General features: G+C 69.9%; 10 protein-coding genes. 2 read left to right on the forward strand and 8 right to left on the reverse strand.

The features are described 5' to 3' along the window. Positions 1-33: 33 nt before the first annotated feature. The 4 genes from AB0C20_RS02075 to AB0C20_RS02090 all read right to left on the reverse strand — a co-directional run bounded on the left by AB0C20_RS02075 (position 34) and on the right by AB0C20_RS02090 (position 4,270). The gene (locus AB0C20_RS02075) at positions 34-612 is read right to left on the reverse strand and encodes a TlpA disulfide reductase family protein (RefSeq protein WP_357177582.1); all 579 of its coding nucleotides are present in this window, start codon (positions 610-612) and stop codon (positions 34-36) included. Beyond that, on the reverse strand, positions 609-1,043 hold the full coding sequence (locus tag AB0C20_RS02080; RefSeq protein WP_357177584.1) for a hypothetical protein: 435 nt from the start codon (positions 1,041-1,043) through the stop codon (positions 609-611). The genes AB0C20_RS02075 and AB0C20_RS02080 overlap by 4 nt, the downstream gene beginning before the upstream one ends. An 85-nt stretch (positions 1,044-1,128) precedes the next feature. Beyond that, entirely contained in the window at positions 1,129-3,174 is a 2,046-nt protein-coding gene (locus AB0C20_RS02085) for a M6 family metalloprotease domain-containing protein (protein WP_357567029.1), read from the reverse strand. A 178-nt stretch (positions 3,175-3,352) separates the two neighbouring features. Further along, a complete protein-coding gene (locus tag AB0C20_RS02090) occupies positions 3,353-4,270 on the reverse strand; it encodes a dihydrodipicolinate synthase family protein (protein ID WP_357177588.1) in 918 nt (305 codons plus the stop codon). 239 nt (positions 4,271-4,509) lie between these two features. Here AB0C20_RS02090 and AB0C20_RS02095 point away from each other — a divergent pair, with 239 nt between their 5' ends. After that, positions 4,510-5,739, forward strand: a complete 1,230-nt coding sequence (locus tag AB0C20_RS02095) for a helix-turn-helix domain-containing protein (protein WP_357177590.1) — start codon at positions 4,510-4,512, stop codon at positions 5,737-5,739. Between the two features lie 80 nt (positions 5,740-5,819). Here AB0C20_RS02095 and AB0C20_RS02100 read toward each other — a convergent pair whose 3' ends face one another. The 4 genes from AB0C20_RS02100 to AB0C20_RS02115 all read right to left on the reverse strand — a co-directional run bounded on the left by AB0C20_RS02100 (position 5,820) and on the right by AB0C20_RS02115 (position 11,882). After that, positions 5,820-6,905 carry a branched-chain amino acid aminotransferase gene (locus AB0C20_RS02100; RefSeq protein WP_357177592.1) on the reverse strand — a complete coding sequence of 362 codons (1,086 nt, stop codon included), beginning with the start codon at positions 6,903-6,905 and terminating at the stop codon, positions 5,820-5,822. A gap of 191 nt (positions 6,906-7,096) precedes the next feature. Beyond that, on the reverse strand, positions 7,097-8,368 hold the full coding sequence (locus AB0C20_RS02105; RefSeq protein ID WP_357567030.1) for a CehA/McbA family metallohydrolase: 1,272 nt from the start codon (positions 8,366-8,368) through the stop codon (positions 7,097-7,099). After that, on the reverse strand, positions 8,365-8,916 hold the full coding sequence (locus tag AB0C20_RS02110; RefSeq protein WP_357567031.1) for a helix-turn-helix transcriptional regulator: 552 nt from the start codon (positions 8,914-8,916) through the stop codon (positions 8,365-8,367). The genes AB0C20_RS02105 and AB0C20_RS02110 overlap by 4 nt, the downstream gene beginning before the upstream one ends. Positions 8,917-9,008: 92 nt before the next feature. Next, positions 9,009-11,882, reverse strand: coding sequence for a BTAD domain-containing putative transcriptional regulator (locus tag AB0C20_RS02115; RefSeq protein ID WP_357567032.1), 2,874 nt, complete (start codon positions 11,880-11,882; stop codon positions 9,009-9,011). 209 nt (positions 11,883-12,091) lie between these two features. Between AB0C20_RS02115 and AB0C20_RS02120 the strand changes: the two genes are divergently transcribed. After that, entirely contained in the window at positions 12,092-12,925 is an 834-nt protein-coding gene (locus tag AB0C20_RS02120) for an alpha/beta hydrolase (protein ID WP_357177600.1), read from the forward strand. Positions 12,926-12,932: the final 7 nt, after the last annotated feature.

Raw genomic sequence — 12,932 nt, forward strand, 5'->3', positions numbered from 1 at the left:
GCGGGCCGCACCCGGGGTGCCCGGGTGACGGGACTACGGCTGGTCGGCCAGCACCAGCTCCCGCAGCCGCCGGTCGAGTGTCGGGGCGTCCAGGCCACCCGGCCAGCCGCGGAGCAGGGCGCCGCCCTTGGCCACCAGCACGACGGTCGGCGGCTCCCGCACCGCGTACGAACGCCAGATCGTCTGCTGGTCGTCCACGACCACCGGGTACTCCACCCGGTGAGCGCGGAGGTAGTCCTGGACCTCGTCGGCCTGGTCCGCGCCGGTCACACCGACGAAGACCACCCGGTCCCGATAGCTGCGGGCCAGCTCACTGAGAGCGGCCTGGCGGCTGGCGCAGGTGGTGCACCAGGAGCTGAAGAAGGTGAGGACCACGGGACGCTGCGCCCACAGCTCGGCGGCGGCGAACGGTGTGCCGTCGGTCAGTGCGCCGGTGAACGCCGGGGCGGCCGGGGCGGTGCCGGGCGCCGGGCGCAACGCCAGGTCGGCGGGGACCGGCCCGGGCAGCGCCGCCGCCCCTCCGACGGGCGTCGGGGCGGGCGCGGGCTCGGGCGTGCTGCATCCGCCCAGCAGCGCCGCCGCCAGCACCAGCGGCAGGAACACCCGCCTCATGACGGCACCACCGCCACGAGCGCCGGGCCCTCGCTGCTGTCCGGCGTCAGGTCGAGCGCCGGCCGGCCGTCCACCTCCAGCCGATAGGAGGCCCGCTGCGGCACGCGCACTCCAACGGCGAACTCGCAGTAGGTGGGCAGACGCTCGACCCCCAGATCCTCGGCGAAGGCGGCCACCGCGGTCCCCGCCGGTAGCTGCCCGCTGGCCAGCGCCGCCCCGTCCGGGTCGAGCACGCGGAACGGCGCCCGGTTGTGGAAGTGCTGGTACGGACCGGTTCCGGCGCAGTCCACGCCCGCGGCCCGGATGTTGATGTCGCGAACCAGGACCCGGACGGTCGTCGGATCGACAGCCTCCTGGGCGGCGCCGACGGTGCCGCAGCCGGTAGCGCCAGCCAGCAGCAGGGAGAGCAGAGTCACGATGCTTCGCCGCACGTCATCCTCCTTCCGTCCGCCTGCCGGGTCCGTGGCGGCCTACCGCCGCGGACCCGGCAGGAACGGGGTCAACCTCGGGCGCAGGTCAGGACTTCTCGACCCGGCACTGCTTGGTCACCGTCTTCGTCGGGTCGCTCTCCGAGGTCGCGGTGAGCTTCACGAAACCGGTGTTCGCGGCGGCGGCGGTGGCGCCCACCGACACCTTGACAGTGGTGGCCTTGCCGAACTGCGCGGTGGCGAGCTGGTTGGGCAGCCAGGTCCGCCAGCCCTTGCCGGCGACCTCCGCCGACAGGCGGAAGACGTCCGACTTCAGGTACGCGCTGACGTCCTCCGGGTGCTGCTGCCCGCCGGCCGAGTAGGAACCGGTGTTGGTCAGCTCGAACGAGCAGGTCACCCCGCGGTTGGTCGGCTTGCCGCCGCCGCTCACCTCGCCCTTGCCCAGCAGCACGCCGTGACTGCTCGGCCCGCCGGTGCCGTCGAGCGAACGCACCGCCACGGTGTAGGAGAGCGAGCCGGCCGAGTCCCGCTTGAGGTCGATGATGTAGAAGTGCAGCCGGTTGGCCTCGTCGACGTACTCGTACTGGCTTCCGGTGTCCGCGCCGGCGTGGAACAGCGCGTCGGAGAGCTGCCGGTAGTCACCCATGGTGATCTTCTGCGGGGTGCCGTCGGGCCGGTAGAAGTCGATCATGTCGATATCCTGCGGGTTGGCGTCCACCACCCACTGAAAGGGCGCGCTGTCGGCGTTCTTCGTCTTGCTGACCAGCACGCCACTGTCCGGGGTGAAGGAGTCCGCGCCCATCCGGTCGACGACCTCGACCGTGTAGTTGTTGAAGTTGCCACCGTCGCACAACGGGTCGGTGGTGACGCCACACGTCGGCGACAGGTCCTTGTTCAGCGCGATGTTCACGCCGCTCAGACCCTTCTGGCCGGCGTCGACCGCCCGGGCCGTGACCTGCGCGACCACCAGGCCCGACGAGGCCAGCGACTCCCGTGACAGCCGCAGCACGTGCTCCTCACCGAGCAGGCCGATCTTGAGTTTGTCCCGCACCGTGTGCAGCGAGCCCATCGAGCCGCCGTTGGTCGGCGGGATCTGCCAGCGGGTGTGCGGGCCGCCCGGGCCATTGAACGACCCGCGCGACATCATGCTCCAGATCCCGGTGTACGCCCTGCGCAGCGGCTCGCCGTACGGGTTGTTGTAGTTGTCGCCGATGCCCAGCAGATGGGTCAGCTCGTGGGCGTAGACGCCCATGCCGGAGCTCTCCCCCTGCGTCGAGGACCCGCCACCGGCGTTCGGCCACAGTGTCGCCGCCGCCTTCCACGAGGTCCAGTTCACGTAGCGGGTCTTAGCCCAGTTCGGCAGGTTGGGGTCCGGCGGGCCCCAGGCATCCGGCACGTCCTCCTTGTTCTGGAAGATCATCTGCCCGAACTCCTGCCAGGTCGACGACTCGTCCTGGCCGGCGCTGAGGATGAACACCAGCTCGTACTGGTTGGCGACCTCCTCGCCGACGGCAGCCCGCCAGGCGCCCAGGCCGTCGGTACGGATGTTCTTGCCACACACGTCCCCGCTCGGGCAGGCGCCCGGGTTGAACCCGTTGTCCAGCCCGTACTGGTAGGACTTGGCCGGCATCTGGTACGGCCCGAACCCGGTGAGGTCGACGCCGTAGCGACCGTTGGAGTCCTGCATCCAGTACTCGTGCAGCGTGTGGCCCTTGTTGAGGGTGTTCGGGGTGTTCAGGAAGTCCTGGTAGAACTTCGGCACGTCCGCCCGGGGAATGTTTGTCGCGACGGACTGGGGGTTGCCGAAGACCGTCGAGCGGGCCCGCTGGGAGACCGCGAACGTCTCGTCCGGATAGTCGAGCGCCACCAGGGCGATCTTGAAGTTACGGACCGAGCCGGACACGCTCGGGTCGGCCCAGTTCTTGCCGGGCACGGCCTTGTAGTCGTTCCAGGTCATCGTGTCCGGGTTCTGCCAGGCCTGCGGGTCGAGGACCTGGAACGGCGCGGTGCCGCCGGCCGGGTTGGCCGGGGCCGCGGCGGCCTGCGCCGCGCCGGTCGCCACGAGCGTGGTCACCACGGCTGCGGCCAGCACGGCCCGCCTCAGCCGGGTGCGGTGGGGGGTAGCACGGTGCACGGAACCACCTCTCGTCGGAGGAAACGCGGCGCCGGCGTCCCGGTGGGGGTGTAGCGGAACACCTGTCAGCAGGCCGCGCAGCGAATCTAGGAGTACGGACCGGTGCCGGTCACTGTGCAGATGTCGGCAGGTGGGCCGGCGACTTCCGACACCTGAATGACCGGCGCCCACCGGCGGATCAGCCAGGGCCGGTCCCGGAAGCCGGATCGGCCGTTGCCGCGAGGGCCCGCAGCACGTCGCGGCGCACCCGGTCGGCGGCAGTCCCGGACAGCGGTCCGCGCGGTGGACGGCAGCGCCCACCGAACCGTCCGGCGCACTCCATGGCGAGCTTGACGGCCTGCACGGCTTCCGGCCGAGAGGCCCAGCCGAGGATCGGGTGCAGCTCGGCGTAGAGCGGCAGCGCCCGGCCCAGATCGCGGGCAGCGCACAGCTCGTACAGGCGCACGGCCTGGCGGGGCAGCGCGTTGGGCAGGGTGGCGACCCATCCGGCGGCGCCACACAGCACCAGTTCGAGCACCACGTCGTCCGCGCCGACCAGCACGTCGACGTGCGGGCAGAGGTCCCGCAGGCGGTGCAACCTGCGTACGTCGCCGGTGACCTCCTTGACCGCGACGATCCCGTCGATCTCGGCGACGGTCGCCAGCAGGTCCGGCGTGAGGTCCAACCGGGAGTCGTACGGGTCGTTGTGGGCGACCACCGGCAGGCCGACCGCCGCCACCTCCCGGTAGTGGGCGACCACGTCGGCGGGGCGGGCGGCCGGTCCGTCGGGTGGCCGCGCGAGCACGCCGTGGGCACCGGCCTCGGCGGCCTGTTCCGCCCAACGGCGGGCCTGCCTGCTGCCGTAACCGCCGACGCCGGGCACCACAGCGCAGCCGGACGGTGCGGCCTGCACCGTCGCCCTCACCACCGCGGCCCGCTCATCGTCGGAGAGGGCCCGGTACTCCCCCATCGACACGCACGGCGAAACCCCGTCGCACCCCTCGGAGGCGAGCCAACGGACGTGTTCCTGAAGCTTGTCGAAGTCGACCGACAGGTCGGCGCGAAACGGCGTGGCGATGGCGACCAGCACGCCCTGCCAGGGCCTACCAGCTCCCACTCGGCAATCCCCCGCCCGTCATCCCACCCGCACCGAGCGCGGTGCTGGTGCGGTCCGTACCGGAACCCTAGGAACGCCTGTCGCCCCTGGTCTTCGGACAGATGCCGGAACCGTCGCGACGCGGCCCGTCTTTTTGTCGTGACTTCGACAGTGGACCTTGCGCGATGACCCACCCGCACCGGAGGGTAAGGACTGGCGGTCGCGCGATCCCTGTCACGCAGCGCAACCTTGGGAGTTACATGCACGGTGAGCTCCAGCGAATCGTCGACGCCGTCGCCGTCCGGGTGGGGCGACCCGCCCTCATCGAGGACCGGCGACAGCGGGTGGTCGCCTACAGCGAGCACGACGGCCCGATGGACGACGTCCGCCGGACGTCGATCCTGCGCCGGCAGACGACGCCGGAGGTGATCGCCTGGTTCCGAGACAGGGGCATACTCACGGCGCACGCGCCGGTCCGCACCCCCGCGTGCGCCGAGCTGGACCTGCTGGCGAGGGTCTGCGTGCCGATCCGGCACGACGACCTGTTGCTCGGGTTCGTCTGGTTCATCGACGCGGACGGTTCGATGACCGACGCCGACATCGCCACCGCGACCGGCCCCTTCACCGACCTGTCGTTGGCCCTGTACCGGGAGAACCTGCTCGGTGAACTCGCCTCACAGCGGGAGACCGAGGCCACCCGCACCCTGCTGGTGGAGAGCCGGCAGGCGCGCGAGCACGCGGCGCGGGCGCTGCTGGAGGAAGGCGTGGTGGTCGCCGACGGGGCGACAGTCGCGCTCGTCGCCCAGCTCGTGCCGGCCGCTGGGAGGCAGCCCGACGAGGTGGCCCGGATCGCCCTTGAACAGGCCCTGGTAGCCACCCGCCGGTGGATCGGCGTGCGGGAGACACTGCACCTGGTCTGGCACGACCATGGGGTGCTGCTGGTCTGCGGCGACCGGGTCGCTGGCCGCCCCTCGCCGGAGGCCTCCGCCGCTCATCTCAACGACGCGCTGGGCGCCTCGACCCGGGGCCTGGCCTCGGTGGACCGGACGGTGACCGGGATCGGACAGCCTCGCGGCGGGCTCTCCAGCGCGGTCGATTCCTACCAGGAGGCTGCGCACGCCGCCCGGGTCGGCACACAACTACCCGCGCTGGGCGGGGTCGTCTCCTGGGCCGGCCTGGGCATCTACCGCGTGTTGTCTCAACTGGACAGCGAGCACCTCGACGTCGCGGGTGTTCATCCCGGGCTGGAGCGGCTGCTGCGCGACGATGCCCACCAGGTGCTGCTGGAGACCCTGGAGGCCTACCTCGACCTGGCGGGCAACGCGCACGCGACCGCCGAGAAGCTCCGGTTGCACCGGACGACCCTCTACTACCGGCTGCAACGGGTGGAGCAGCTCGCCGGGACCGACCTCAAGGACGGCAACGAACGGCTGTGCCTGCACCTGGCCATGAAGCTCGGTCGGCTCACCGGCCATTACCGCACGCCGTGACACCGCCGCCGGCCCGTTGGGCGACCACGGACAGCAGCGGCTGATCCGAGCGGCCGTGGGGGCGGTCCCGGCGTACCTCGTCAGACGAGGCGGGTCATCCAGCCGTGCGGGTCGGCGGCCCGGCCGTACTGGATGTCAAGCAGGTGGCGGCGCAGCCGCATGGTCACCGAGCCCTCGGCGCCGGCCTCCGGGGCCGTCACCTCGCCGCCGTCCCAGACCAGGCGCCCGACCGGCGTGACCACGGCGCCGGTGCCACACGCGAAGACCTCGGTGATAGCGCCGGAGGCCACGCCCTCCTGCCATTCCCTGATCTCCACCGGGCGCTCCTCGACCTCCAGGCCCAGGTCCTTGGCCAGGATGAGGATCGATCCCCGGGTGACGCCCTCGAGGATCGTGCCGAGTCCCGGGGTGATGATCCGGCCGTCGGCAGTGATGAAGTAGAGGTTCATGCCGCCGAGCTCCTCCACGTAGCGGCCCTCGGCGGCGTCCAGGAAACAGACCTGCTCACAGCCGTGCTCGGCGGCCTCGACCATCGGTGCCAGGCTGGAGGCGTAGTTGCCGCCGCACTTCGCCTCGCCCGTACCGCCCCGCGCCGCCCGGGTGTACTCGGTGGAGAGCCAGATGGAGACCGGCTTGACGCCACCGGAGAAGTACGCGCCGACGGGGCAGGCGATCACCATGTAGGTGATCTCCTTGGCCGGGCGAACTCCCAGGAACGGTTCGGAGGCGAACATGAACGGCCGCAGATAGACGCTGTATTCGTTCTCGTCCGGGACCCACACCTGATCGGCACGGACCAGTCCCTCGACCGAGGCCATGAAGTCCGGCACCGGCAGTTCGGGCAGTGCCAGCCGTCGGGCCGATCGGGCGAAGCGCTCGCCGTTGGCTTGCGGCCGGAACGACCAGATCGAGCCGTCCCGGTGCCGGTACGCCTTCATCCCCTCGAAGATCTCCTGGGCGTAGTGCAGCACGGCCGCCGCCGGGTGCATGAGAATCGGACCGAAGGGGATGATCTCGGAGTCCTGCCAGCCGCCGTCCGGCCTCCACACCGCCCGTGCCATGTGGTCGGTGAAGTGCCTGCCGAACCCCGGATTCGCCATGATCTCGGCTCGCCGCTGCGCGCTCGCCGGGCTCGGATTCTGGTGCAACGGGAACGGCAGGCTCATCGCCGGGTCCTCTCAATGGCCGCATCCCTGGGCGCTCAGGTCACCGCGAACGAACACAGGGGGAGCTTGTCGGATGACAGGTGCAGAATACCGACCGTATTGTCGCCGATCGTGGACAGATTGCGGCGACCCGGAACGACCGGCCAGCCGCAGGCGGCTGGCCGGCTGTGCCGGGAGCGGCACCTCGACGGTCAGGGCCGCAGCCACCAGGGGCTGGTGTAGGCCACCGCGAAGTCGTTACAGGGGTGGCCGGCCGGGCCGGGGGTGCCGTTGGGCACTGACGGGTCGGAGATCCGGAGCACCACCCAGTCGCCGTCGGTGACGTTGAGCGACACTGTGAAGTCGGTGACCTGGCCGTTGACGGTGTCGATGACGTCGACGACGGTCGGCGCCGAGGTGCCGGGACGGAGGACCTGGATCCGCAGGGGCTTGCCGTCCCAGGCCGAGCCGCGGTCCAGATCCAGCAGGAACCGGACGTCACCGGAGGTCACGTTCAGCACCCCACCCATGCGTACGCCGTTGGCTGTGGCGTCAACGCGCAGGCCCGAGACGCGCGTGGCGAAGGAACGGCGGGCGGCCATCGCCTCGAACACCGCCGCGCGGGTGTTCTCGGCGACCCACAGGCCGCTGCGGCCCTTGCCCTCGTGGAAGCCCCACGTGGTGCCGTGCTCGTCGGTGACACCGGTCAGAGCCGGCCGCCAACCGGCGTTCAGGCAGGCCACCAGCGGTGACGTCACACCCGACGACCAGCCCTCGAAGAGGAAGTCGTCGGTCCGGTTGAACATCTCCAGCCCCACGAGCTGATTGCGGACCGAGGCGTTGAGGGAGAAGTTGTTGAACCGGCCCGCCTCCCGACCAGGGTGGTTGAAGCTCGCCAGACCCCCGGGCCTGCCGGCGAGCCAGTTGTACAGGCTGCCGGGGCTACCGGCCCGCAACAGGTCGGCGAAGTCGGAGGTGTTCCAGACGTTGATGTGCCCCTGCAACGGATGCGACCACTCGAACCCGCGGATCGCTGTGAACTGGCCCGGGTCGTTGGCCGCGTTGGCCAGGTCACCGGTGGTCCGCCACTCGGACGAGCTGAGCCCGTCGATGGCGAAGAGGGTGGCGTGGTCGGTCAGCGCGGCGACGTCCAGACCGGCCTCGCGCATCGAGGCGAACGCGGCCTCGGCGCTGCCGTCACCGTCCGACATGACCGTGTGGTTGTGCATGTCGGTGTGGACCAGCATCGTGCCCTGGGTGATCAGGGATGACCGGCCGGCGCCGGCCGCAGCGGTCGGGGCCCCGGCCATCGTCGTGTTGGCCGCCCGGGCGGCGGTCGGTAGCGCGGCCAGCATCAGCGTTCCGCCGGCACCGGCCAGGAGCGCCCGTCGGCCGAGGCCTGCGGGGATCTCCACCTGGCCGTACGGCACGTCGTCGTCGGATCCGTGGTCGTGATGGCAGTGGTGTGGGTGATGTCCCGTCATAGGTATATGGATGTAGATAGATTTGGCCGAGACGTCAAGCCGAGTCGTCGGTCAGGCGAACACTGCGGTACGCCTGGTGTCGCTAGTGCAGGGGTTGGTCGCCGGACCAGTTCGGGCGCAACGCGTGCGTCCCGCCCCGCCAGTTCTCTGCGCGAGGTGATGCCGAGCTTGCGGAAGATCTTGCGTAGGTGATAGTCCACAGTGCTCGGGCTGATGAACAGTTGTGCCGCCACCTCGCGGTTGGAGGCGCCGTTCGAGACCCGCCGCGCGATGGCCCGCTCCTGGCTGGTCAGGCAGCAACTCTGGGCGAAGTGGTTGGTCGTGTCGTGGCCGGCCAGCCTGCCACGCAGTTCGCGGCGGGATGCGACGCCCAGCCGGTGGAACACTCCGCGTAGGTGATGTTTGACGGTGTGGGTGCTGATGACCAGGTTCGTCGCGACCTCGACGTTCGTGGAGCCGGCCGCCACCAGCAGGGCGATCTGTTCCTGCCGCGGGGTCAGTACCGCACGGGGAAGGACTCGGGCAGGCTCGGTTACGACGCGGCGCATGGTGCTCCTCGGGCGAGGGTTCGGGGTCTCGACGACCATCCGACCGCACCGCGGTGCACGACGAGTGCAGACTGAGTGCTCGCCCTAGCCGCTCACGACGCACCCCTCATCAGGCTCAGGCGGGCCCGGACGTACGCGACCATTGTCCGGTATGTCTCGGCCTGTTCCATGCCGGAGAACTCGATGAGTTCCCGGAAGCCGTTGTCGGCGATGAGGCTCTCGAACTGCTGGCACCCCCGTTCCGCGCGCACCAGGTCGCCCAGATCGAAGGCGGCCCGCGCGAGGATCGCCGCGACGGCGCACCGGGGACCGTCCGACTCACAGAGGCCTTCCGTCAATCCCCACTCCGACACCTCCACCGCTCGTTCGAGCCGGCCAAGTTTCCAGGAGGATTCGGCGATGACCTGTGCGTAGTAGATCTTCAGGTGATCGAGGTGCTGCGCCACGGCAATGGACAACCCTTCGTCCGCGAACCGTGTGCCGGTCTCGAACCGAGAGGACCCCAGGAGCGCTCTCGTGAGTGTCAGCAGCGCAACGGCGAGCAGTTCCTGGTGCCCCGTCTGCCGGGCAAGATCCACCGAGCGTTCGCCGTACGCGTTGGCGGCGTCATGGTCACCACGCGACAACGACAGCACGGCGAGGTTTCGCAGGACGTCGGCCTGCCCGGCCAGCTCTCCAGCGCCTTCGAAGATGGACAGGGATCGACGGAGATGCTCGTCGGCCTGCGGCAGCGGGGCGAAGACCTCACCGACGCTACGAAGAAGTTCGGCCTCCATCAGTGGCTCACCGAGCACGCTGACCAGATCGAGGATCGCGAGTGCGGTCTGTGTCCGGCCCGGGGGTATGGAGGTGCTGCCCGGCGCCGAGGCGGCGAGGACCATGGCCGCCGCGTCCCGCCCGAGGCCGTGTGCGAGGGCCAGATCGATTGTCGCCCACAGGGCGGCCCGTTCCCGTGCGTACCAGGCGGCAGCCTGTGGCACGCTGTCGAACGATTCAGGCGTCACCTCTGACGGCGGTTCGCCGACGGCGCCGACTGGCTGCCGGTGGTGCGTCGCGTACGCGGCGCGGGCCGAGTGCAGGTAATGCGTGATGAGACGCCGCTCGTACTGCGGGCGTTCTTGATCCTCGTCGAGGAGCTCACCCGCGTAGGCCCGCAACAGGTCGTGCAGCACATACCGCCCTGGCTGCGACTCGTCGAGCAGATTCGCGGTCACCAGTTCCATGAGCAGTGCGCGCGCCTGTGCGCGACCGACTCCGGCGACACTGGCCGCCGACTCCAGCGGGATCAGTGGACCCGGGTGGACGGCGAGGGCACGAAACGCCTGCGCCGTTGCTGGGTCGAGCGACTGGTACGACCACGAGAACACCGATCGGACGTCGTCGGACGAGTCCGCGCTGGACAGCGCGTCGAGTCGGGCGGACGGCGCCGAGACGTCGCTGAGGGCCGCGCTCAACGGCAGGGCCGGGTTGAGGGCCACGCGGGCCGCGACGATCGCCAGTGCGAGCGGCAGCCCGGCGCAGAGCGTGATGACCTTGTCCAACGCGTCCGGGTTCGCTGTGGCGCGACGGACGCCGAGCCGGTTGATCAGAAGCTGGCGGGACTCGGCCCCGGTCAGCCGATCGACGTGCAGGTAACGTGCGCCCTCCCGGGTGACCAGGCTCGTCATCCGGTTGCGGCTCGTCACGATGACCAGACAGCCCCGGGAGGCTGGCAACAGCGGGCGGACCTGATCGGAGTCGCGCGCGTTGTCCAGGAGGATCAGCAGGCGACGACCGAAGAGGCGACTGCGGTAACGAGCTGCCTGCGCGTCGACGGTCTCCTGCGGTGACGAGACCGCCGGCTCGCCCAGGGACGCGAGCAACGTGGCGAGTGCCTCCTCCGGTGACATGACGCGTCCGTCCGGATCGAGACCCCTCAAGTTCAGGAACAACTGGCCATCGGGGAACTCGCTGGCGATCTGGTGGGCCCAGTGCACGGCGAGCGCGGTCTTACCGATGCCACCCATGCCGCCGAGCACGGTGATCACGATGGTGGCATCGCCGAACGCGTCGGACAGTTGGTCGTCGAGCACGGCGGCCACGTCGTTTCGGCGGACGAAGCCCGCGACCTGCGGCGGCAGCTGTGCGGGCCGGGGAGCCTCCGGCGGGCGCAGTTCCTCCTGCAGGGTCCAGCCGCTGGCGAGTAGTTCCCGATAGGCCTCCCGCAGCTCCGGCCCCGGGTCCACCCCCAGTTCCTCGGCGAGACGTTGACGGGTCCGCTCGAAGACCCGTACCCCTTCCGCCCGGTGACCGGTGGCCACGTACGCGCGCATCAGGCACGCCTGTAGCGCCTCGTCCAGCGGCACCGCGGCGGCCACGCTCAGCAGTGGGGTCAACACGGTGTCAGCCATGCCGTGGGCGATCGCTGCCTCGCTGGCCGCGAGCGCCACCGCGACGCGCTCCCGTTCGATGGCGACGAACTCCGGCGAGCTCAACGCACTGGCCGGAAGGTCGGTGAACGCAGGGCTTCGGCCAAGCTCCAGAGCGGTCAGGTACGCCCGGACGCCGGCCATGACGTCCTCGCCGGCGAGCGCCTCGCGGGCCCGCCGGACCAACTCGCGATACATGGCCAGATCGGAGGCCTCGGTCGCGAGGGTCAGCCGGTAGCCCGTACCGGCCGGTAGGAGGTATCGACCGGTTTCGCGGACGTCCAGGTCCGGTTCGAGGATCCGCCGGAGGTTCCCGACGTGGCGGTGGATCTGGTTGGCGGCGCTGGCCGGCGGTTGTTCGTCCCACAGGCTGTCGATGATGGTGTCGAGGCTGACCGCGTCACCCCCGGCGGCGAGGAGCTTGGCCAGGATGATCCGCTGGCGGACCGGGCCAAGATCGACGTCCGAGCCGTCTCGCCGGCAGCCGAGACCGCCGAAGACCTTGAACTCGCAGTGGGACGGCGGCCCGTCCGGCAGCCTGCGGTCGGGCGTCGTCACGATTGACATCCTAGGGATGGAAGGGCAGCGGCTTCGCTTTTCGGCTCAGCCTGCGGTTTGCCCCGGGTCCCCCGCATCGCCCACTTCTCGTTGTCCGACGAGCCGGTCGCCAACAACGGGGACTACGTGGTTCGGGCGATTCGCGAAAGGGTGTCATCTCCGTACCTTCGGCATGGTTCCAACGCGGAACGCAAGCCCAAGGAGTGCGCATGCCCCATGTCACAGTTGGCTCAGAGGGAGCCGACCCGATCGAGATCTATTACGAGGATCACGGCTCCGGTACGCCTGTGGTACTCAGCCACGGCTATCCGCTGAGCGGGCAGGCCTGGGAAAAGCAGGTCTCCGCACTACTCGCAGCCGGTTACCGGGTCATCACGTATGACCGGCGGGGTTGGGGCAAGTCCAGCCAGCCCGACGGTGGGTACGACGTCGACACGTTCGCCGACGACGTGAACGTGCTGCTCACGAAACTGGACGTCCGCGACGCCATTCTCGTGGGTCACTCGATGGGAACCGGCGACGTTGCCCGGTACCTGGGTCGTTACGGCACCGAGCGGGTCGCGAAGGCCGTGCTGATGTCGCCGATCCCGCCTTTTCTCCTGCGGACGGACGATAACCCCGAAGGCGCACCGCAGTCGTTGTTCGATGGGTTCATTGAGGCCGCGCGGGCGGACCGCAACGGGTGGCTCAAGCAGTTCCTAAAGAACTTCTACAACTTCGACGTCTATGGCGGCTCGCTGGTCAGCGACGACGAGTTCCAGGCAAGTGTGAACGTGGCCGTGGCCGGATCTCCTGTCGCCGCGGTGGCCTGTATCCCGACCTGGCTCACCGACTTCCGTGCCGACCTGTCCAAGATTGACGTGCCGGTACTCGTGATTCAGGGCGACCAGGACCGAGTCCTGCCCATCGCGGTTACCGGCCAGCGGGTGTCCGCCTTCGTCGGTGATTCGCGCTTCCTCGTCATCGAGGGCGGGCCGCACGCCATTGCCTGGACCCACAGCGATCAGGTCAACGCCGCCCTGCTCGACTTCTTTGCGAAGTGAAGTGAAA

Source organism: Micromonospora sp. NPDC048843 (assembly GCF_040649965.1).
In the GTDB taxonomy this organism is placed as follows: domain Bacteria; phylum Actinomycetota; class Actinomycetes; order Mycobacteriales; family Micromonosporaceae; genus Micromonospora; species Micromonospora hortensis.